The following is a 19,769-nucleotide window of genomic DNA, read 5'->3' as shown; positions in this document are numbered from 1 at the left end:
TTCAGTGCGCTTCGGCGATGTGCTGCGTACCGATGCGCTTGCGGAACACCCAGTACGTCCAGCCCTGGTAGAGCAGGACGACCGGGGTGGCGATCCCCGCGCACCAGGTCATGATCTTCAGCGTGTACGGGGTGGATGAGGCGTTGGTGACCGTGAGGCTCCAGGCGTCATTGAGCGAGGACGGCATGACGTTCGGGAAGAGCGTCAGGAAGAGCATCGCGACCGCGGCCACGATGGTCACGCCGGAGAGCGCGAACGACCAGCCCTCACGTCCCGCCGCAATCGCGCCGATCGCACCGACCAGCGCCACCACGGCGATGATCAGCGCCAGCAGGCTCCAGCCGTCGCCGTTGTCGGTCTGGGTCCAGATCAGGAAGCCGAGTGCGAGCACCGCGGTGACCGGCCCGAGCTTGAGCGCCATCTTGCGCGCCCGCTCCCGGATGTCCCCGACGGTCTTGAGTCCCGCGAACACGGCACCGTGGAAGGTGAAGAGGGTGAGCGTGACCAGTCCGCCGAGGATGGCGTACGGGTTGAGCAGGTCCCAGAAGGTGCCCACGTACTCCATGTCGGCGTCGATCTTCACGCCGCGCACAATGTTCCCGAAGGCCACACCCCAGAGCAGGGCCGGAATCAGCGAGGTCCAGAAGATCGCGTGTTCCCAGTTGGTCTGCCACTTCTCCTCAGGGCGCTTCGACCGGTACTCGAAGGCGACACCTCGCACGATCAGGCAGACCAGGATGATCAGCAACGGCAGGTAGAAGCCGGAGAACAGGGTGGCGTACCACTCGGGGAAGGCGGCGAAGGTCGCACCACCCGCGGTGAGCAGCCACACTTCGTTGCCGTCCCAGACGGGGCCGATCGTATTGATCAGAACCCGCCGCTCCTTGCGGTCGCGGGCCAGCAGCTTGGTGAGGACACCGATTCCGAAGTCGAATCCCTCCAGGAAGAAGTAGCCGGTCCAGAGGACGGCGATGAGTACGAACCAGACGTCGTGGAGTTCCATCTCTCAGCTCCTCTGCTCTCAGTAGGAGAAGGCCATCGGCCGGTCGGCGTCGTCATGGTCGTCGCCGCCGATCTTGGTGGGCGGGTTGAGGTCGGCCTCCGTGAGCTCCGGCGGTCCGGCCTTGATGTACTTCACGAGCAGCTTGACCTCGATCACCGCGAGCGCGGCGTAGAGCAGGGTGAAGCCGATCATCGAGGTGAGCACCTCGCCCTGCGAGACGCCGGGGGAGACCGCGTCGCGGGTCTGGAACACTCCGTAGACGACCCAGGGCTGACGGCCCATCTCGGTGAAGATCCAGCCCCAGGAGTTGGCGATCAGCGGGAAGAGCAGCGTCCAGAGCGCGACGATCCAGTAGCACTTGGCGAGCTTCGGGCTGAGAGCTTTGTTCTTGAAGAGGACCAGGTGGGGCACTTCGTCCTCACCGGTCCGCATCCCCGGCGGCAGCATGAACTTCCTTCGCGTCAGCCACAGTCCGAGGAGACCGAGGGCGAAGGACGCCATCCCGAAGCCGATCATCCAGCGGAAGCTCCAGAAAGCGACCGGGATGTTGGGCCGGTAGTCGCCGGGACCGAACTTCTCCTGCTCGGCCTTGTTGATGTCGTTGATGCCGGGGACGTGCGAGGTGAAGCTGTCGTCCGCGAGGAAGGACAGTATCCCCGGGATGGAGATCTCCACGGTGTTGTGGCCCTTGGCCACGTCGCCGACCGCGAAGATCGAGAAGGGTGCCGCGTCCTGACCCTCCCAGAGCGCCTCGGCGGCGGCCATCTTCATCGGCTGCTGCTTGAACATGACCTTGCCGAGCTGATCACCGCTGATGGCGGTGAGAAGTCCGGCGATCACCACGGTGACCAGTCCGAGCCGCAGCGAGGTCCGCATCACCGGGATGTGCTTCTTGCGCGCCAGATGGAAGGCTGCGATGCCGACCATGAACGCGCCTCCGACCAGGAAGGCGGCGGTGATGGTGTGGAAGAACTGGGCGAGCGCGGTGTTCTGGGTGAGCACATGCCAGAAGTCGGTGAGCTCGGCCCGGCCACGTTCCTTGTTGATCCGGTAGCCGACCGGGTGCTGCATCCAGGAGTTGGCCGCCAGGATGAAGTACGCGGACAGGATGGTCCCGATGGAGACCATCCAGATGCAGGCGAGATGGATCTTCTTCGGCAGCTTGTCCCAGCCGAAGATCCACAGTCCGATGAACGTGGACTCGAAGAAGAAGGCGATCAGTGCCTCGAACGCGAGCGGGGCACCGAAGATGTCGCCGACGAACCGCGAGTAGTCGGACCAGTTCATACCGAACTGGAACTCCTGGACGATGCCGGTGACGACCCCCATGGCGATGTTGATCAGGAAGAGCTTGCCCCAGAATTTCGTCGCTCTGAGGTACTTCTCGTTGTTCGTGCGCACCCAGGCGGTCTGCAGGCCGGCGGTGAGCGCGGCGAGAGAGATCGTCAGTGGAACGAACAGGAAGTGGTAGACGGTGGTGATACCGAACTGCCATCGCGCCAAGGTCTCCGGCGCCAGAGCCAGCTCCACGTCGTCTTCTCCTTACGTCGCCGTAGTCGCACCGGCAGTTTGCCGTTTTAATCCGACTAATCACGGGAGGAAACAGGACACGCTTGTGAACGCGTTCACATTCACAAGCAATTATGACGCACGGACTTTCGGGACGTTCGGGCGGGGTACCCCTCTTGGGATGTTCCGATCAATCCCCCCGAAGCAGACACATGGAAGCGCCTCGTTCCGGGCGCCTCTCAGGCCTCGAACGCAAAGGCCCCGCACCTCGGCGAACGAGGTACGGGGCCCTGGGCTTCCGGTGAGCGCAGGCGGCCTGCGCCGCTCTACAGCTCCTTGCGGTACGACTCCGTGACCTTCAGGAACAGATCGTTCGCCTCGTCCTCCCCGATCGAGACCCGCACACCCTCGCCCGCGAACGGCCTGACCACCACGCCGGCCCGCTCACACACCGCGGCGAAGTCGGCAGTACGGTCCCCGAGCCGCAGCCAGACGAAGTTCGCCTGGGACTCCGGCACGGCCCACCCCTGGTCCGCCAGAGTCCGCTGCACCCGGTCGCGCTCGCACACCAAGGAGCCGACCCTCCCCAGAAGTTCGTCCTCGGCGCGCAGCGAGGCCACCGCCGCGTCCTGCGCGAGCTGGCTGACCCCGAAGGGCACCGCCGTCTTGCGCAGCGCGGCCGCCACCGGCTCGTGAGCCACGGCGAAACCGACCCGCAGACCCGCCAGGCCGTACGCCTTGGAGAACGTCCGCAGCACCGCCACATTGGGCCGGTCCCGGTAGATCTCGATGCCGTCCGGCACCTCGACGTCGCGGATGAACTCCCTGTACGCCTCGTCGAGGACCACCAGGACATCGCCCGGCACCCGGTCCAGGAACCGCTCCAGCTCGGCCCGGCGCACCACGGTGCCGGTCGGGTTGTTGGGGTTGCAGACGAAGATCATCCGGGTGCGGTCCGTGATCGCGTCCGCCATCGCGTCCAGGTCGTGCACCTCGCCGTCGGTCAGCGGAACCTTCACCGAGGTCGCACCGCTGACCTGCGTGATGATCGGGTACGCCTCGAAGGAGCGCCAGGCGTAGATGACCTCGTCACCCGGGCCCGAGGTGGCCTGGAGCAGCTGCTGCGCCACACCGACCGAGCCGGTTCCGGTGGCGAGGTGCGAGACGGGCACACCGAAACGGTCGGCCAGCTCATTCATCAGACCGGTGCAGGCCATGTCCGGATAGCGGTTGAAGTTCGCAGCCGCGGCCAGGGCGGACTCCATCACCCCGGGCAGTGGCGGATACGGGTTCTCGTTGGAGGACAGCTTGAACGCAACCGGTCCGCCGGCGGCAGCCGGCTTGCCCGGTACATAGGCGGGAACGCCGTCCAGCTCGGCGCGCAGCTTGGGGCTCGTCTCGCTCACCGCAGGTCCTCCTCGACCGTCTGTACATATCAATACTGCTCACCTTATGAGGATTGGGCGCTGCTGCGAATGGCCGGAACGTCCAATCGTCCGGTGCGACCGGGAATGGGGGGGAGCGCTTCCCTCCCCGACGTGCGCCGGTGGCTCACTCCGTGGCGCGCGTCCCTCGAAGAGGTGAGATGAGACCTCTTCGAGACATCGGCTATTTAGTAGGCCCATCAAGTTCGATACATGACACATTGCGATGGATCCAGCCAACGCCCTTGATTTGCAAGGCATTTGGCGCTTATTGATCATGCAGAAACGTGCCTGTCAACAAGTGAATATGCGACCGGGCCAACCTCCCGTCCGCGCCCTACTATCGGCTCGCCATGACAGCAGCAGGGAAGCACCAGGTGAGCCGGGCGGAGACACCCCGGCGCGGCGGCCGGCAAGGACGAGCGGGAATCCGGGATGTGGCCGCCGCCGCCGGAGTCTCCATCACGACCGTCTCCGACGCGCTCAACGGCAAGGGCAGGCTCCCGGACGCCACCCGCCGCCATGTCCGCGAGGTCGCAGAGCGCCTGGGCTACCGCCCTTCCGCCGCGGCCCGAACCCTCCGTACCGGCAAGTCCGGCCTCATCGGCCTGACCGTGACGACCTACGGGGACGAACCTTTCACCTTCACCGAATTCGCCTACTTCGCCGAGATGGCCAGAGCGGCCACCTCCGCCGCGCTCGCCCGCGGTTACGCCCTCGTCATCCTGCCCGCCACCTCACGCCATGACGTCTGGTCGAACGTCGCCCTCGACGGCACCGTCGTGATCGACCCCTCCGACCAGGACCCGGTCGTCACGGAGCTCGTACGCCAGGGGCTGCCCGTCGTCTCGGACGGCCGGCCGGCCGGAACCCTCCCGGTCACCGCCTGGGTCGACAACGACCACCGGGCCGCCGTGCTCGACCTCCTCGACCATCTCGCCGCCGCCGGGGCCCGCCGCATCGGCCTGCTCACCGGCACCACCACCGACACGTACACCCGTCTCTCCACCACCGCGTACCTCCATTGGTGCGAGCGCGTGGGACAGGCCCCCGTGTACGAGTCCTACCCCGCCCACGACCCGTGCGCGGGTGCGGTCGCCGCCGACCGGCTGCTCGCCCGCCCGGACCGGCCCGACGCCGTATACGGGCTCTTCGACCCCAATGGCACCGATCTGCTGGCGGCTGCCCGCCGCTACGGTCTGCGCGTCCCCGAGGACCTTCTGCTGGTCTGCTGCAGCGAGTCCACCGTGTACGCGACGACCGAGCCCCCCATCACCACGCTCTCGCTCAAGCCGCGCAGAATCGGCACGGCGGTCGTCCAGCTTCTGATCGACGCCATCGAAGGCGTCAAACACGACGGACCGGTGGAGCAGGTCATACCGACAGAGCTCATCGTCCGGACGTCCTCGCAACGCCGTCCGCCCCGCACCACGGTCAGCGCACCGCGCTCTCCCGCCGGGGATTGATCAGGTGATTTCGGACCAAACGGCCGGTGAACCTGATGTGCGCCCGGATTCACCACCCCTGGTGCGTCACACAGCACGATCCGCATTCCTATGATGGGCGCACGACACCGCGGACCGCCCCGACCAGCAGGGCCCGTCAGGTGTACGGCGGCGCGACGGTGGTGGAGGGGTCGATGACACAGGGGGCCGGTCAGGAACCCGTGGTGCGGACTGCGACGTTGCGTGACTTCCGCGTACCGCCCTATGCGCAGACTCCGGTGCCGCCTGCACCGCCGCACCCGGGCAATGCCGTTCCGGGAGACGAGCTGCCGGAGGGGTACACACCCACCGAGCGCGACCTTCCCGTGATCAATCGTGGTGACACGGTCCAGGTACATGCCGTCCCCGACCCGCGGCCCGTACCGGAGCCGGGACTCGGGCCGCTGTACGTCGTCGGCGATGTCCACGGCTATCTGGACGAGCTCCACGCGGCCCTCGCCGAACAGGGCCTCATCGACGCCGAGGGCAACTGGTCCGCAGGCAATGCCCGGCTCTGGTTCCTCGGCGACTTCACCGATCGGGGCCCCGACGGCATCGGCGTCATCGACCTCGTCATGCGCCTCTCCGCCGAGGCCGCGGCCGCGGGCGGCTACTGCAAGGCCCTGATGGGCAATCACGAACTGTTGCTCATCGGCGCCAAGCGGTTCGGCGACACCCCGGTGAACTCCGGTGCGGGCACAGCCACCTTCCAGGCCGCCTGGCTGCTCAACGGCGGCCAGAAGAACGACATGGAGCGTCTTCAGGACGTCCACCTCCAGTGGATGTCCCGGCTCGACGCGATCGTCGAGGAGGACGGGCATCTGCTGATGCACTCCGACACGACGGCGTACCTCGACTACGGCGCCACCATCGAGGACGTCAACGACACCGTGCACGCCATTCTCACGCGTAACGACGCCGATGAATGCTGGGACCTCTTCCGGAAGCTCACCAAGCGGTTCGCCTTCCGCGACGAGGCGGGGCCGCAGGCCGTCCGGGAGCTGATGTCTTCCTACGGCGGTCAGCGCATCGTCCATGGTCACAGCCCCATTCCGTACCTTCTCGGCGAGGTCGGCTCGGAGGACGGCGAGGACGGCTCCGGCCCCGTGGTCGAAGGCCCGCACGTGTACGCGGACGGGCTCGCCATCGCCATGGACGGTGGAGTGACCATGGCCGGAAAGCTACTGGTCGTCCAACTGCCCCTGCATGACTGACGTTCTTCTGGGAAGACGCATCCACGACCAGACCACGCCGACCGCTGGGCCGATTTCCGGAAACCCCCTGTCACCCCGTGCCGTGGGCGCTCTACCATCGGCGTATCAGTAGCAGGCTCTCCTCCGTTTCCGCCCAACTGCCCGGTCCAGGCGGGTACTCAGGCCCTACGGAGCATCGGGGGATGCACATGAACAGCGCTCCGCACCTGCTGGCCGAGGACCGCCCCGAGTACGAGCGGATCCTCGACGACGCACTGCGTCACGCCCATGACCGACCGGATCTGGCCGCAGTCGGCGAGCGGCTCAACGCCGTGCAGCTGCGCACCATGGCGCTGGACGCCACGGCGCTGATCACCGGGACGGCCGCCGCCGAGTACGAGCACTATGTGAAGGCCCGCGAAGAGCTGCGCGGACCGGCCGAAGGAACGGGCCAGGATTCGGACCGCGGGTCCGGCACTGACGGCCCGAACCAGTCGGGCGCCGGCATAGGAGCCGTTGTCACGGTCCTGGCGCCCGTACTGGCCGGCACCGCCGCGTTCATATTCCTGCTGTCCGGCTATCTGCTGAGGCTGCTCAATCCGCCGCCGTCCTTCGCCTCCACCATGGTCGCCGCGGGCTGGTTCTTCGCGGCGGTCATGGCCGCCGCCATTCTGGCCGCCGCCGTCGGACTGCTCATCACCGCGCTGCGCAACGGGTCGACGGCGCAGCCCGTCGAGGATGCGGAGAACGAGTTGCCGGAGGATGTGGCGCGCGCCAGAGAGGCATGGCGCCACGCACTGCTGGAGCGCGGCATACTGCCGTTCCTGCGGGACGCGCTCGCTGACCCCGACGCCGGCCCCGCGTCGCGCACACCGCAGCCTTCGGCGAACCGCATCCCGAAGATCGGGTACAGCCGGCCGGACTTCACCAGCCCGGACGACGGCCCGGCGGCAGGCCCCCGCCCGACATTCACCAGCCCCGACTTCACCAGCCCCGACTTCGGCGGCCCCGAGCATGAGCTGGACTGACCGGGTTGCACCGGGCCCGTACCGACGACGGAACGCCGTCCGGAGAAGCCCTGGCCTCTCGGGACGGCGTTCCGTTACGCACGTCCTGCGTCAGTCCGCGATCGGCAGATAGACCCGGTTGCCGGCCGCCGCGAATTCCTTGGACTTCTCGGCCATGCCCGCGTCGATCTCCTCCTGGGAACCGCCGTGTTCACGACGGATGTCCTGGGAGATCTTCATCGAGCAGAACTTCGGGCCGCACATCGAGCAGAAATGCGCCGTCTTCGCCGGCTCGGCCGGCAGCGTCTCGTCGTGGAACTCCCGAGCCGTGACCGGGTCGAGGGCCAGATTGAACTGGTCCTCCCAGCGGAATTCGAAACGGGCGTCGGAGAGCGCGTCGTCCCAGTCCTGAGCCCCCGGATGCCCCTTGGCGAGGTCGGCCGCATGGGCCGCGATCTTGTACGTGATGACGCCGGTCTTCACATCGTCCCGGTTGGGCAGGCCGAGGTGCTCCTTGGGCGTGACGTAGCAGAGCATCGCCGTGCCCCACCATGCGATCATCGCCGCACCGATGCCCGAGGTGATGTGGTCGTACGCCGGGGCGACATCGGTGGTCAACGGGCCGAGCGTGTAGAAGGGCGCCTCCTCGCAGATCTCCTGCTGGAGGTCGATGTTCTCCTTGATCTTGTGCATCGGCACATGGCCCGGGCCCTCGATCATGGTCTGGACGCCGAACCGCTTGGCGATCGTGTTCAGCTCACCGAGCGTGCGCAGTTCGGCGAACTGGGCCTCGTCGTTGGCGTCGGCGATCGAGCCAGGGCGCAGCCCATCACCCAGCGAGTACGTCACGTCGTACGTGGCGAGGATCTCGCAGAGCTCCTCGAAGTGCTCGTACAGGAACGACTCCTTGTGGTGCGCGAGGCACCACGCCGCCATGATCGAGCCGCCGCGGGAGACGATGCCGGTCTTGCGGCGGGCGGTCAGCGGGACGTACGGCAGGCGCACGCCGGCGTGGACCGTCATGTAGTCGACGCCCTGCTCGGCCTGCTCGATGACGGTGTCCTTGTAGATCTCCCAGGTCAGCTCCTCGGCCCGGCCGTCGACCTTTTCGAGGGCCTGGTAGAGGGGAACGGTGCCGATCGGTACGGGGGAGTTGCGCAGAACCCACTCACGGGTGGTGTGAATGTTGCGGCCGGTGGAAAGGTCCATGACCGTGTCGGCGCCCCAGCGCGTCGCCCATGTCATCTTCTCCACCTCCTCCTCGATGGAGGACGTCACCGCGGAGTTGCCGATGTTGGCATTGACCTTCACCAGGAACCGCTTGCCGATGATCATCGGCTCGATCTCGGGGTGGTTGACGTTGGCCGGCAGCACGGCCCGGCCTGCGGCGATCTCCTCGCGCACCACCTCGGGTTCGACGCTCTCCCGGATAGCCACGTACTCCATCTCCGGGGTGATCTCGCCCCGGCGGGCGTACGCGAGTTGGGTCACCGGCTTCCCGTCCCGGCTGCGGCGGGGCAGGCGCGGGCGGCCGGGGAAGACCGCGTCGAGGTTGCGCAGCCCTTCCCCAAGCTCTCGGCTTCGCTCGAGCAGGGGAGACCCCATTCGCGGCGAGGTGTGCTTGAGCCCGTCGTCCTCGGGACGGGCGGGGCGGCCCGCGTACTCCTCGGTGTCGCCGCGCGCGGTGATCCAGTGCTCCCGCAGCGGTGCGAGCCCGCGACGGACATCGGTCTCGGTGGTGGGGTCGGTGTACGGGCCCGACGTGTCGTACAGCGTCACGTCCTTGCCGTTGGTGAGGCGCACCTGGCGGACCGGCACCCGGAGGTCCGGGCGTGAGCCCTGGACGTACCCCTTGTGCCAGCCGATGGACTTCCCGGCCTCGTCGCTCTGGTTCGAGGCAGGCGTGCGTGCGTCCGATGTGGTCATGAGACCTACTCCCTACGCCGGCATTACCCGGTAACAGGTTCGGCGGTCGGCGCAGCCTCTCCCGTACGGACGTACGGATATCAGCGCCCTCTCAGCCCGGTGCTCCGAGCTCCCGCGTGTGCAAAGGTTCCTCCACGCTAGCGTCCTGTCCGGCGTAATGAACAGAGGGCCCTTCTCTTCTTGCGATGATCGGCCGGTGACCTCCCCCCGTACCGACCCCGAACCCCACGGCCACTCGCACAGCCATGGCCCTGCCGCGCCCGTCTCCAAACATCTGCGCAAGGTCATCGCGGCCGTCCTGATCCCATTCGCCACCGCGGTCGTCGTCGGCCTGGTGGTGCTCTGGCCGGGCGGCGCGCCCCCGCACGAGCGGACCGGTGTCGGCTTCGACCGGCAGACCCAACAGGGAAAGGTGGTGAATATCGACAAGGTGGACTGCAAGGACGTGAACGCCGCCCGGACACCCATCAGCGGCGAGACCACCCCGCCGTCGGGGAGCGGACCCGGGCTGTGCGAGAAGGCCACCGTCGAGGTGACGACCGGTCACGACAAGGGCCGGACCTTCGTCGAGATCGTCCAGCCCGACGCACCCCGTCAGTTGCGCGAAGGGCAGGGCGTGGTCGTGGCGTACGCCCCCGACGCACCCCGTGATCTGCAGTACTCGGTGACGGATGTCAACCGGAAGTTCCCGATGACACTGCTGGCAGGGATCTTCGCCCTGGTCGTGATCGCGGTGGGCAGGATGCGAGGGGTGATGGCACTGGTCGCGCTCGCCGTGTCCTTCGCCGTGCTGACCCTGTTCATCCTTCCGGCCATCCTCCAAGGCTCGAATCCACTGCTCGTCGCGGTGGTCGGGGCCAGTGCGATCATGCTGATCGCGCTCTACATGTGCCACGGCCTGACCGCCCGCACGTCGGTCGCGGTGATCGGCACACTGATCTCATTGCTGCTGATCGGGCTGCTCGGATCGCTCTTCATCGGCTGGGCGAGCCTGACCGGCAACACCGACGACAGCACCGGCCTCATCCACGGCCTTTACCCGCACATCGACATGAGCGGTCTGCTGCTGGCCGGTGTCATCATCGGCTCGCTCGGGGTGCTCGACGATGTGACGGTCACCCAGACATCGGCGGTCTGGGAGCTGCACCAGGCGAACCCGACGATGGGTGCTCGGGGGCTCTACCGGGCAGGAATCAGGATCGGGCGTGATCACATCGCCTCGGTCGTCAACACGCTGGTGCTCGCCTACGCGGGCGCCGCACTGCCGCTGCTGCTGCTGTTCTCGATCGCGCAGAGCAGCGTGGGAACGGTGGCCAACAGCGAGCTGGTGGCGGAGGAGATCGTACGAACGCTGGTCGGTTCGATCGGACTGGTCGCCGCGGTGCCGGTGACGACGGTGCTCGCGGCGCTGGTCGTCTCCGCGGACCGCACAGGGGTCGGCGCGGAAGCCGGAGCTTCGGCATCCGTACGGACCGGGAAGGGCCGTCGTCGTAGGACAAGACCTTGAACGCCTCCTCACGGAGAGCGATTCACCCATTCGGCAGGTGTTGTGTTCGACCGGCGGGCCGGTCGGCGGCGCCGTCCTCCTCAGCCGGCGTTCTGTTCCTCGGCGAGGATCCGGCCCAGGGCCTCTTCCAAGTTGCCCTCGAAGTCACCCAGCGTGCACTCCTGCCCGAGCGGAACAAGTTTGTCCGTCCGGTCGAGGAAGGCCACAAGTGGTGCCGTACCGGCCCTGAAGAGGGCGCGATCCGTGCCCACCTGAAGTCGGATATGTACGTCGGACAGTCCCTCGGGCTCCGTGGGCCCGATATGCACATCACCGTCGCCACTGGGGCTGTTGAGACCGTCGAGCAGCAGCTCACGGCCGAATGCCCAGGTGACGGGGGCGTCGCCGGGCAGATGGAAGGTCATCCGGATCGCGTACGGATCGCACACTTCGTACCGGAGCTCCACCGGGATCCGGAAAGAGAGTTCCTCGGAGACGAGGAAGCTCATCATGACCTCAGCTTGAACCGACTCGCGCATCGTCCAACCCCGCAGTAGATGAATCTGGCCAGGAATGATCCCCCATGGCCCTATTGACGCCATCGTGGTGCACGCGATAGCAGATCACAAGGAGTGATTTTTCAGATACTGATAGAGAACACGAACGAGCGCAAGAGGCTGGCCACTTCGTCACGTAGTTGTTCGACTGCGGGGAGCAACCGATCTTCCTGTTCCAGGGGTACAGAAATCGCCATCGCGGCGGCATTGAATCCGGCCGTGATCGGGATGGCTGCGCAGACCGTCCCCAAGGCGTACTCCTGTCGTTCGATGACAGGTTCCATTCGTTCCAACGACCGCAATCGTTCAAGAAACGCCGAGCGGTCCCTCACCGAGTAACGGGTCAGCGGCCGGACAGGGTGCCGGTCCAGATGGTCCTCGCGGGCCTTCTCGTCGAGCTGGCTCAGCAGACACTGACCGATCGCATGGGCGTGCCCGGTCTCCCGGAAGGATGCCCACTCGTCCACCGCGGGCGTGGTGGGGTTGTCGGCGACCGCGATGAGTTCGATCTCGCCCTCGCGGTAGACGGCGCAGTACACCGGCACGCCGATGGTGTCGCGCCAGCGGCTCAGCGACTCGGTCATTCTGCTGCGACGATTCTGCAGCGAACCCTCGTCGACCAGGCGCTCAGCGGCGGTCCCGAAGAGGAACACGCCGTTCTCCCGGCGCAGATAGCCCTCATGGGTCAAGGTGCGCAGCAGATGGTAGGCGGTGGGAAGGGGAAGGCCCGCTTCCCTGGCCAACTGTTTCGCGGGCGCCCCGTCTCTATGGGCACCCACAGCTTCCAGCAGCCTCAGCGCTCGCTGGACCGAACCGATCAGCGTCGGGACAGCAGTGCTCGATGCCGTGGTCAACGGTCACCCCCAGGCATGGTGACGGGCGGTCAGCCCGTCTGTGGGGGCCGCCCCCACAGACCGCCGCATGACTGGGGTCCGGAGACCGAGCGCCGTACAAACCACTGGTCAGGGCGGTAACGGACGGTAAATTCCCAGGTGGTGGCAGCGGACTGCCACCATATCGGCCGCATCCGCAAGGGGCGTCGTTTCGTCTTGCGCTTAGCTCAGCTGGGCTAATCCCCCGGCCGGCTTCCGATCGTCCTACCAGTCGCTGCGTGAGGAAGAGGACGACATGAACTTGCGTACGACGAAGACGAGTCCGCCGACCAGGATCACGAAGACCAGAACCTTGAAGAGCAGACCGATCACGAACCCGACCACGCTGGCGATCAGACCGCCGAACACGACGATCGCGATGACCGGCACCGCGATCCACTTCACCCACCAGGGCATCCCCGCGAATATCTCCCGCACCGCCATCGTCCTTGCCTCGTCTCTGTGAGTTCCTGTTTCGATACCTCGATGCTAGAGGCGCAAAGGGGGCCGGCGGGGGTTTCACAGCCCTTGAAGTCCCCTGATCGACCCCTGAGGGATCCCTGAGACCGGAGCCCGGTCCTCCGTAGGAGCGGATCAGCTCTCCGGCGGGGAGAAGACCACCATGACCCGCAGGTCCTCGGTGATGTGGTGGAACTTGTGGGCAACGCCGGCGGGTACGTACACCACGCTTCCTCTGCCCACCTGCGTGGTTTCCATGCCGACCGTGATCGAGGCGCGGCCGCTGACGATGAAGTAGACCTCGTCCTCCTTGTGCGGCTGCTGCGGGTCGATTTCACCGGCATCCAGTGCGTACAGGCCGACGGACATGTTCCGTTCCTTCACGAACTGCAGATACGCACCGTCGTTGGCAGCCCGTTCCGCTTCCAGTTCGTCCAGTCTGAACGCCTTCATAGCCCATCCGCCCCTTGCCTCTGTCCTGCCGGTGTCCGCCACCGATCATGTCTGCCACGATCAGACACATGAAGAATTTCGTAGTCAAGACGATCGCCAACGCAGGTGCGCTGGCCGTGGCCACCTGGCTGCTTCAGGACATCACGCTGAACGGCGGCAGCACCGGGCGCAAGGCGCTCACGCTGATCGTGGTCGCCCTGCTCTTCGGCCTGGTGAACTTTGTGGTCAAGCCGATCGTGAAGCTGCTCACCCTGCCGCTCTTCATCCTCACGCTGGGGCTTATCACCCTGGTCGTCAACGCGCTCATGCTGATGCTGACCTCCTGGCTGGCCGGTCAGTTCAACCTGAGCTTCCATGTCGACGGCTTCTGGACCGCAGTGCTCGGCGGTCTGATCATCTCGATCGTGTCGTGGGCGCTGAACGTAGTCCTGCCCGACGAGGACTGACCTGACATCTACTGAAACAGTGCAGGTCGCACCAGTGGCGCACCGGGGAGAGAAGTGAGGAAGCGGTATGAGCACCATGGGTGACGGAACCCGGGCGGTACGGGCCGGGCTGCCCGAACCGGAGCAGTTCGAGCCCACCCTGCCCGGACCGGTCTTCGCCGCGCACTTCCATCTCTCCGGTGAACCGACAGGTCCATACACCTATGGCCGGGACACCAATCCGACCTGGACGCATCTGGAACGCGCCATCGGCGAGCTGGAGGCACCGGGGGAGCCGGTCGAGACCACGGTCTTCGCCTCCGGGATGGCGGCGGTCTCGGCCGTGCTGCTGTCCCAGGCGCGCACCGGCGATGTGGTCGTGCTGCCCGATGACGGATATCAGGCGCTGCCACTGGTGCGTGAACAGCTGGAGGCATACGGCGTCGAGGTCCGGACCGCGCCGACCGGCGGCGATGCCCAGCTGACGGTCCTCGAAGGCGCCAAGCTGCTGTGGATCGAAACCCCGTCCAATCCTGGGCTCGATGTCTGCGACGTACGCCGGCTCGTCGAGGCCGCACACGCGGCCGGCACTCTGGTGGCTGTCGACAACACCCTTGCCACGCCGCTCGGCCAGCGCCCGCTGGAACTGGGGGCCGACTTCTCTGTGGCCAGTGACACCAAGGGCATGACCGGGCACGGAGACATCCTGCTCGGCCATGTGACCTGCCGCGATTCCGAGCTGTCAGCGGGTGTACGGCGCTGGCGCAAGGTCGTCGGCGCGATTCCGGGACCGATGGAGGCCTGGCTCGCGCACCGTTCGCTGGCGACGCTGGAGCTGCGGATCGACCGGCAGTGCGCCACCGCCCTGACGCTGGCCGAGGCACTGGGCAAGCGCCAGGAGGTGACCGGGCTGCGGTACCCCGGCCTGCCCACCGACCCTTCGTACCCGAACGCCGTGCGCCAGATGAAACGCTTCGGCTCCGTGGTGTCGTTCGTACTGCCCGACCGCGAGCGGGCCGAGCGCTTCCTGACCGAGCTGCGGCTGGTCGACGACGCGACGAGTTTCGGCGGCCTGCGCTCCACCGCCGAGCGGCGGGCACGCTGGGGGGGTGACGCCGTGCCGGAGGGATTCATCCGTTTCTCGGTCGGCGCCGAGAGCCCGGGCGACCTGGTGGCCGACGTGGAGCGGGCACTGGACGCGGCGCTGGGCAAGAGCTGATCCAGCCGGTGGTACGGACGGTCCGAGCCTCCCCCCTCGTGGCTCGGACCGCCCCGGTTCCACACATGAAGAACCGCTTGAACAAGGCTAATTGACTCTCCGTCAGTGTCCAATCACGGTAGCGACAGCGACCTATCGACATATTTATAGTTGTACGGGTCCGCAGCGGCGCGAGGGTGGGAGGGGGCAGGACATGGACCTGGCCCTGCTACGCACATTCGTCATGGTGCACCGGGCCGGTTCCTTCACCAGGGCTGCTGCCCTGCTCGGCCTCTCCCAGCCCGCGGTCACCTCACAGATCCGCACCCTGGAGCGGCAGCTGGGCCGCCCGCTCTTCCTGCGCAGGGCCCGCGGCGTGACCCCGACGACCATCGGCGACGAGCTCGCGCACCGGGCGGCGCCCCATCTGGACGCGCTGATCGAGATCGCCGAGACCGAGCTCGACGAGGAGTCGCGCGTAAGGACACTGCATCTGGCCGGGCCACCCGAGTTCACGTCGATGCGGGCCCTGCCGGCGCTCACCCCTCTCATCGCCCAGGGCCTGACTCTGCGCAGTTCGTTCTTCACCAGCGCCGAACAGACGCTGGAGGGACTGGCCGCCGGACATCATGATCTCGCCATTGCGACGGCCCGTCCGCGCGGTGGGCTGCTCACCGCGACTCCGCTCTGCGACGAAGAACATGTGCTGATCGCTGCGCCGCGCTGGGCCGGGCGTCTGGGGCCCGGGACCTTGCGGCACAACGGGCCCGTGGTGCTGGACCGGCTGCCGATCGTGGAGGTGCACGAGAGCCTGCCGCTCGTCTCCCGCTACTGGGCCGCCGTCTTCGACAGCCGGCCCGCCGCTGCGGGAGCCGTCATCGCGCCGGATCTCCGGGCGGTCCTGGAGTGCACGGCAGCGGGCGCCGGACTCGCCGTGCTGCCGCGCTATCTGTGCGAGGCGGCGCTGGAACGGGGCGAGGTGGTGGCGCTCCTCGACCCTCCCGTGCCTCCGCTGCGCACGTATTTCGTGGCCGTGCGGACCGGCACGCTCGCGCTGCCGCACATCGCGCGGGCGCACGAGTGGCTGCTGCGCGCTGCCGCCGACTGGTGAGCGCAGCGCGGTCCGGCGCGGGTCAGGTGTTTCAGAACCGGTTCCGTGGGCCACTCTCTTGCCATGACCGAACGTCCTGTGGTCAAGCGCACCGCACGCGCCATCCTGCTCGACGGCAACGACCTCATCCTCATCAAGCGCACCAAGCCCGGGGTGGATCCGTACTGGCTCACGCCGGGCGGCGGGGTCGAACCCGAGGACGCAACCGTCGTCGACGCCCTGCACCGTGAGGTGGACGAGGAGCTCGGCGCCAAGATCACCGATGTGGTTCCCTGCTTCGTCGACACCGTGGAGCACATCGAGCGCGGCGGAGTGAAGGGCGTCAAAGTGCAGCACTTCTTCGTCTGCCGACTGGAGTCGATGGACCTGTCCCGGCGCCACGGCCCCGAGATCGAGGATCCTTGCGGGGAGTACGACGTCGTACGGGTGCCGTTCAGCCGGATGGGGATTGCTGCCGTTCATCTCGTACCGCTGTCGCTGCGGCACTACCTGGACGGCAATATCGAGGGCGTACGGGCGATGCACGCGCCCGACCTGGGCTGACCGCCGCCGCTTCCGGACAGGGGCTGACAGCCACCCTTTCCCCGGGACAGCGTCGACGGCTGACGCTCCCGGGTTCAGGCCCGACGGCTTCCGCTCCCGGGTTCAGGCCGGGCCGGTGGTCGTCATTTCCTCGACGCAGTCGTGCCGGATGCGCTCGGCCGGCATGCCGATACCCCTGAGCACATCCACGCTGCTGCGGATCATGCCGGGCGGCCCCGAGAGATAGGCGTCGTACTCGTGCCACGGGCCGCACTGGCGCACGGCCTCGGGCAACAGACCCTTCAGAGCCCCCTCCGTTCCCGGGCCGGTGGAGACCACCGTCCGCACCTCGAGCCAGGGATAGGTCTTCTGGAGCCGCATCATCGTGTCGATGTCGTACAGGTCGTGACCGCTGCGTGCCCCGTAGAAGACCTCCACCGGACGCCGGTCACCATGCTCCGCAACGTCCTCGACAAGTGCCTTGATGGGCCCGATGCCCGTGCCGCCGCCCAGGCAGAGCAGACCGGTGTGGGTGGAGTGGTCGACCGTCATCGAGCCCGTGGGCGGGCCGAGGCGCAGGATGTCGCCGGGCCGGGCCCGGTACACCAGGGCGCTGGAGACCCAGCCGGCCGGTACCGCCTTGATGTGGAAAGTGAGCAGACCGTCCGGGCGGGGCGCCGAGGCGAAGGAATAGTGCCGCCAGTTCCGGGGCCACCACGGGGTCTCCATCGCCGCGTACTGGCCTGCGAGGTAGGGGTAGGCCTGGTCGGGACGGACCGTGAGGATCGCTATGTCGCGGGTTCTGAGGTCGTGGGAGACGACCTCGGCATGCCACCGGGCGGGAGCCCGCTGCTCGTCCTCGGCGGCCGCATCGATCATGATCTGCGATATCGCGGTGTAGGCACGGACCCATGCCGCTTCGGTCTCCGCGTCCCAGGTGGTGGTCGCGTAGCGGCTCAGCGCGCCGAGGAGCGCCTCCCCCACAGCGGGATAGTGCGCAGGCAGTGTGCCGTACTTGCGGTGCCCCCGGCCCAGTTCGCCGAGATACTCGGCCAGCGCATCGGGGTCGTCCAGCCGGTCCGCCGCGGTGAGGATCGCGCGGAGAAGACGGTCGCGCTGGACATCCATCGAGACCGGAAAAAGGTCGCGCAGATCGGGGTACCGGATGAAGAGAAGGGCGTAGAAGTACGAGGTTGCCTGATCCGCGACGGGCGAGATCTCGGTCAGGGTGCGGTGGATCAGGGTCGCGTCGGGAGATCTGTCCGTTCCGTTTTCGGTCCACCCGGTGGCCGGAGCATCCATACTGTGCCTCGCCTCGAACGTCTTCTGGTCGCCTTACGCACTCGCACACGACCCGCAACGCCTGCCTGCGGGCGTAGTCGGGTTCTGCCCGCAGTCCCTCACCCCAGCATGCCTTGCCACGAACACAGACCGGACAAATAGCGGGAAGTCCGGGTATCCGAACCGGCTTTCCCATTACGCTTCTTTACCTCATGGCCGAGCCATGGATCCACAACAGTCGCTCGTATCCGCATCATCGCGGAACTTTGCGCCGACCTGGCCGAGACGGCCGCATAGGTCTGCGCACCAACTCACCTCACCGGCAAGGCCGTAGAAGTGTGGGCACTGTACGCCGAGGCGAGTACGCGCGGTTACTCCCGCTGCCAGACGCCCGATTGCCCCATTCCCGGCACCGTGTTTCACGTGAAACCACTCAAACGCTCCGCTCGCCGCAGCCTTCTCGTCGCACATGTCTCGGTATCCGTGAGCTGGCTGGGACTGACCGTCGGACTGCTGACGCTCGGAATCACGGCCTTCCTCACTGGCGACCCCACCACCGCGCAGGCCGCCACCCGCGCCATGAAGATCTTCGGAGACTGGCTGGTCATCCCGGTCGCCCTGCTCTCCCTGCTCAGCGGCCTCGTCCTGGCTCTCGGTACGCCTTGGGGACTGGCCAGGCACCGGTGGGTCTGGACAAAGTTCTGGCTCACCCTGATCACTGCGGCACTGTCGATCTTCTCGTTGCGTCCCGGCATCAACGAGGCGGCGACGCGTGGCGCTGTCGATATCAACCTGGTGGTCGCTCCGTCGGTGGCGACGGCAACGTATCTGTTCATCACCGCGGTATCAGTGCTGAAGCCCTGGGGATTGACCCGGCGTGGCCGACGGCTGCGCATCCTGGCCGGAGCCGGTAAAGGAGTGGACGAGCGATCACCGCATCGGACAGCCTGAGCTTCATGCTCACCCCTCTGCCCCGTCCGCTCGCCGAATTGCCTGTCCGGCGTCTCACCTTGGGTGACCTGGCCGCCTGCGCCGATCTCTGTGAGGACCGCGGATGGCCACGCGATGAGCACAGATGGGGTCTGCTCCTCGCCGCCGGAACCGGCTATGGCATGGACGATCCCGGGGGCAAAGGCCTGATGGCCACTTGTGTGGTGACCTCCTACGGCCCACGACTGGCTGCCATCGGCATGCTGCTCGTCGCTGAGCGATATGCGCGGCAGGGAGTCGCCCGCCACCTGATGCGCCATGTGATCGACGAGGCCGCGGGCACCCCCCTCAGCCTGTACGTGACATCCGCGGGACAACCGCTCTACGAACAGCTCGGCTTCGCGATCGTGGGCCGTGTGGAGCGGGTCACCGGGTTCTTCCGGCCGACCGGCGACGGAGCGTCCACTGCGACCGTCCGCCCGGCCACGGCGGAGGACCTGCAAGCCATGGTCCGGCTGGACACGGACGTCTTCGGCTCCGACCGGATGCATGTTCTCGCCCGGCTGCCCGCGTATGCGGACCACATCCGGGTCGCGGAGGGCGATGGAAAGCTCGTCGGTTACGCAGCGACCTGGCCGAGCGCTCATACGCATGTGGTCGGCCCGCTCATCGCGCCCGACACCGACACTGCTCAGGCACTCGTCGCATCGCTCGCGGAGGCGACGGATCTACCGTTGCGCGCGGACATCGACGCGCGCCATGCGGAGCTGCTCGACTGGTTCAAGGAGTGCGGTCTGCAAGAAAGCTCCAAAACCACGGTGATGACCTATGGAACCTCGGACCTGCCGGGCGACTGGACCCGTCGCTACGCTCCACTGACCGTAGCGACGGGCTGACCCACGCGGCTTTGAACTGACATCGAGCGTGGG

Annotated in this window: 19 protein-coding genes and 1 riboswitch; of the genes, 10 read left to right on the top strand and 9 right to left on the bottom strand. The window is 67.0% G+C overall.

Features of this window, described 5'->3' with window-relative positions; translation table 11 throughout:
* Position 1 precedes the first annotated feature (1 nt).
* The 3 genes from cydB to hisC all read right to left on the bottom strand — a co-directional run bounded on the left by cydB (position 2) and on the right by hisC (position 3,918).
* Positions 2-1,003, bottom strand: coding sequence for a cytochrome d ubiquinol oxidase subunit II (gene cydB, locus GA0115254_RS11160; protein WP_093895113.1), 1,002 nt, complete (start codon positions 1,001-1,003; stop codon positions 2-4).
* Between the two features lie 18 nt (positions 1,004-1,021).
* Positions 1,022-2,533: a cytochrome ubiquinol oxidase subunit I gene (locus GA0115254_RS11155; RefSeq protein ID WP_093895112.1), complete on the bottom strand. Its 1,512-nt coding sequence runs from the start codon at positions 2,531-2,533 to the stop codon at positions 1,022-1,024.
* 305 nt (positions 2,534-2,838) lie between these two features.
* Positions 2,839-3,918 (bottom strand): histidinol-phosphate transaminase, encoded by a 1,080-nt coding sequence (gene hisC / locus GA0115254_RS11150; protein ID WP_093895111.1) that lies wholly within the window; start codon positions 3,916-3,918, stop codon positions 2,839-2,841.
* 371 nt (positions 3,919-4,289) lie between these two features.
* Here hisC and GA0115254_RS11145 point away from each other — a divergent pair, with 371 nt between their 5' ends.
* The 3 genes from GA0115254_RS11145 (at position 4,290) to GA0115254_RS11135 (ending at position 7,641) form a co-directional block, all read left to right on the top strand.
* Complete coding sequence (locus tag GA0115254_RS11145) at positions 4,290-5,402, top strand: LacI family DNA-binding transcriptional regulator (RefSeq protein WP_093895110.1); 1,113 nt, start codon at positions 4,290-4,292, stop codon at positions 5,400-5,402.
* 173 nt (positions 5,403-5,575) lie between these two features.
* Positions 5,576-6,634 (top strand): metallophosphoesterase, encoded by a 1,059-nt coding sequence (locus GA0115254_RS11140; protein WP_093895109.1) that lies wholly within the window; start codon positions 5,576-5,578, stop codon positions 6,632-6,634.
* 182 nt (positions 6,635-6,816) lie between these two features.
* Entirely contained in the window at positions 6,817-7,641 is an 825-nt protein-coding gene (locus GA0115254_RS11135) for a hypothetical protein (RefSeq protein WP_093895108.1), read from the top strand.
* A 90-nt stretch (positions 7,642-7,731) separates the two neighbouring features.
* Here the strand turns inward: GA0115254_RS11135 and thiC are convergent, their stop codons facing one another.
* Positions 7,732-9,546 carry a phosphomethylpyrimidine synthase ThiC gene (thiC, locus tag GA0115254_RS11130; protein WP_093895107.1) on the bottom strand — a complete coding sequence of 605 codons (1,815 nt, stop codon included), beginning with the start codon at positions 9,544-9,546 and terminating at the stop codon, positions 7,732-7,734.
* Positions 9,539-9,672, bottom strand: a riboswitch (TPP riboswitch). Its footprint overlaps the gene before it by 8 nt.
* A 70-nt stretch (positions 9,673-9,742) precedes the next feature.
* On the opposite strand from thiC, the gene GA0115254_RS11125 reads away from it, so the two are divergent.
* A complete protein-coding gene (locus GA0115254_RS11125) occupies positions 9,743-11,053 on the top strand; it encodes a YibE/F family protein (protein ID WP_176740062.1) in 1,311 nt (436 codons plus the stop codon).
* A gap of 80 nt (positions 11,054-11,133) precedes the next feature.
* On the opposite strand, the gene GA0115254_RS11120 is transcribed toward GA0115254_RS11125, so the two are convergent.
* The 4 genes from GA0115254_RS11120 to GA0115254_RS11105 form a co-directional block, all read right to left on the bottom strand.
* The gene (locus tag GA0115254_RS11120) at positions 11,134-11,571 is read right to left on the bottom strand and encodes an SsgA family sporulation/cell division regulator (RefSeq protein WP_093895105.1); all 438 of its coding nucleotides are present in this window, start codon (positions 11,569-11,571) and stop codon (positions 11,134-11,136) included.
* Between the two features lie 101 nt (positions 11,572-11,672).
* Positions 11,673-12,443, bottom strand: a complete 771-nt coding sequence (locus GA0115254_RS11115; protein ID WP_093895104.1) for an IclR family transcriptional regulator — start codon at positions 12,441-12,443, stop codon at positions 11,673-11,675.
* A gap of 243 nt (positions 12,444-12,686) precedes the next feature.
* Positions 12,687-12,899, bottom strand: coding sequence for a DUF5326 family protein (locus GA0115254_RS11110; protein ID WP_093895169.1), 213 nt, complete (start codon positions 12,897-12,899; stop codon positions 12,687-12,689).
* A gap of 156 nt (positions 12,900-13,055) precedes the next feature.
* On the bottom strand, positions 13,056-13,373 hold the full coding sequence (locus tag GA0115254_RS11105) for a cupin domain-containing protein (protein WP_093895103.1): 318 nt from the start codon (positions 13,371-13,373) through the stop codon (positions 13,056-13,058).
* 68 nt (positions 13,374-13,441) lie between these two features.
* On the opposite strand from GA0115254_RS11105, the gene GA0115254_RS11100 reads away from it, so the two are divergent.
* From GA0115254_RS11100 to GA0115254_RS11085, 4 genes are all read left to right on the top strand, one after another.
* Complete coding sequence (locus GA0115254_RS11100; RefSeq protein ID WP_093895102.1) at positions 13,442-13,819, top strand: phage holin family protein; 378 nt, start codon at positions 13,442-13,444, stop codon at positions 13,817-13,819.
* A gap of 67 nt (positions 13,820-13,886) precedes the next feature.
* Positions 13,887-15,017, top strand: coding sequence for a cystathionine gamma-lyase (locus GA0115254_RS11095; protein ID WP_093895101.1), 1,131 nt, complete (start codon positions 13,887-13,889; stop codon positions 15,015-15,017).
* A 193-nt stretch (positions 15,018-15,210) separates the two neighbouring features.
* Positions 15,211-16,107 (top strand): LysR family transcriptional regulator, encoded by an 897-nt coding sequence (locus GA0115254_RS11090; protein ID WP_093895100.1) that lies wholly within the window; start codon positions 15,211-15,213, stop codon positions 16,105-16,107.
* Between the two features lie 63 nt (positions 16,108-16,170).
* Positions 16,171-16,650 (top strand): NUDIX domain-containing protein, encoded by a 480-nt coding sequence (locus GA0115254_RS11085; protein ID WP_093895099.1) that lies wholly within the window; start codon positions 16,171-16,173, stop codon positions 16,648-16,650.
* A gap of 102 nt (positions 16,651-16,752) precedes the next feature.
* On the opposite strand, the gene GA0115254_RS11080 is transcribed toward GA0115254_RS11085, so the two are convergent.
* Complete coding sequence (locus GA0115254_RS11080; RefSeq protein WP_093895098.1) at positions 16,753-17,931, bottom strand: globin domain-containing protein; 1,179 nt, start codon at positions 17,929-17,931, stop codon at positions 16,753-16,755.
* A gap of 402 nt (positions 17,932-18,333) precedes the next feature.
* Between GA0115254_RS11080 and GA0115254_RS11075 the strand changes: the two genes are divergently transcribed.
* Positions 18,334-18,861, top strand: coding sequence for a DUF2269 domain-containing protein (locus GA0115254_RS11075; RefSeq protein ID WP_093895097.1), 528 nt, complete (start codon positions 18,334-18,336; stop codon positions 18,859-18,861).
* Positions 18,862-18,866: 5 nt separating this feature from the next.
* A complete protein-coding gene (locus GA0115254_RS11070) occupies positions 18,867-19,736 on the top strand; it encodes a GNAT family N-acetyltransferase (protein WP_093895096.1) in 870 nt (289 codons plus the stop codon).
* Positions 19,737-19,769: the final 33 nt, after the last annotated feature.

Origin of the sequence: Streptomyces sp. Ncost-T10-10d (genome assembly GCF_900091955.1) — a bacterium.
GTDB lineage: Bacteria > Actinomycetota > Actinomycetes > Streptomycetales > Streptomycetaceae > Streptomyces.
This window is presented reverse-complemented; position numbering and strand designations above follow the sequence as displayed.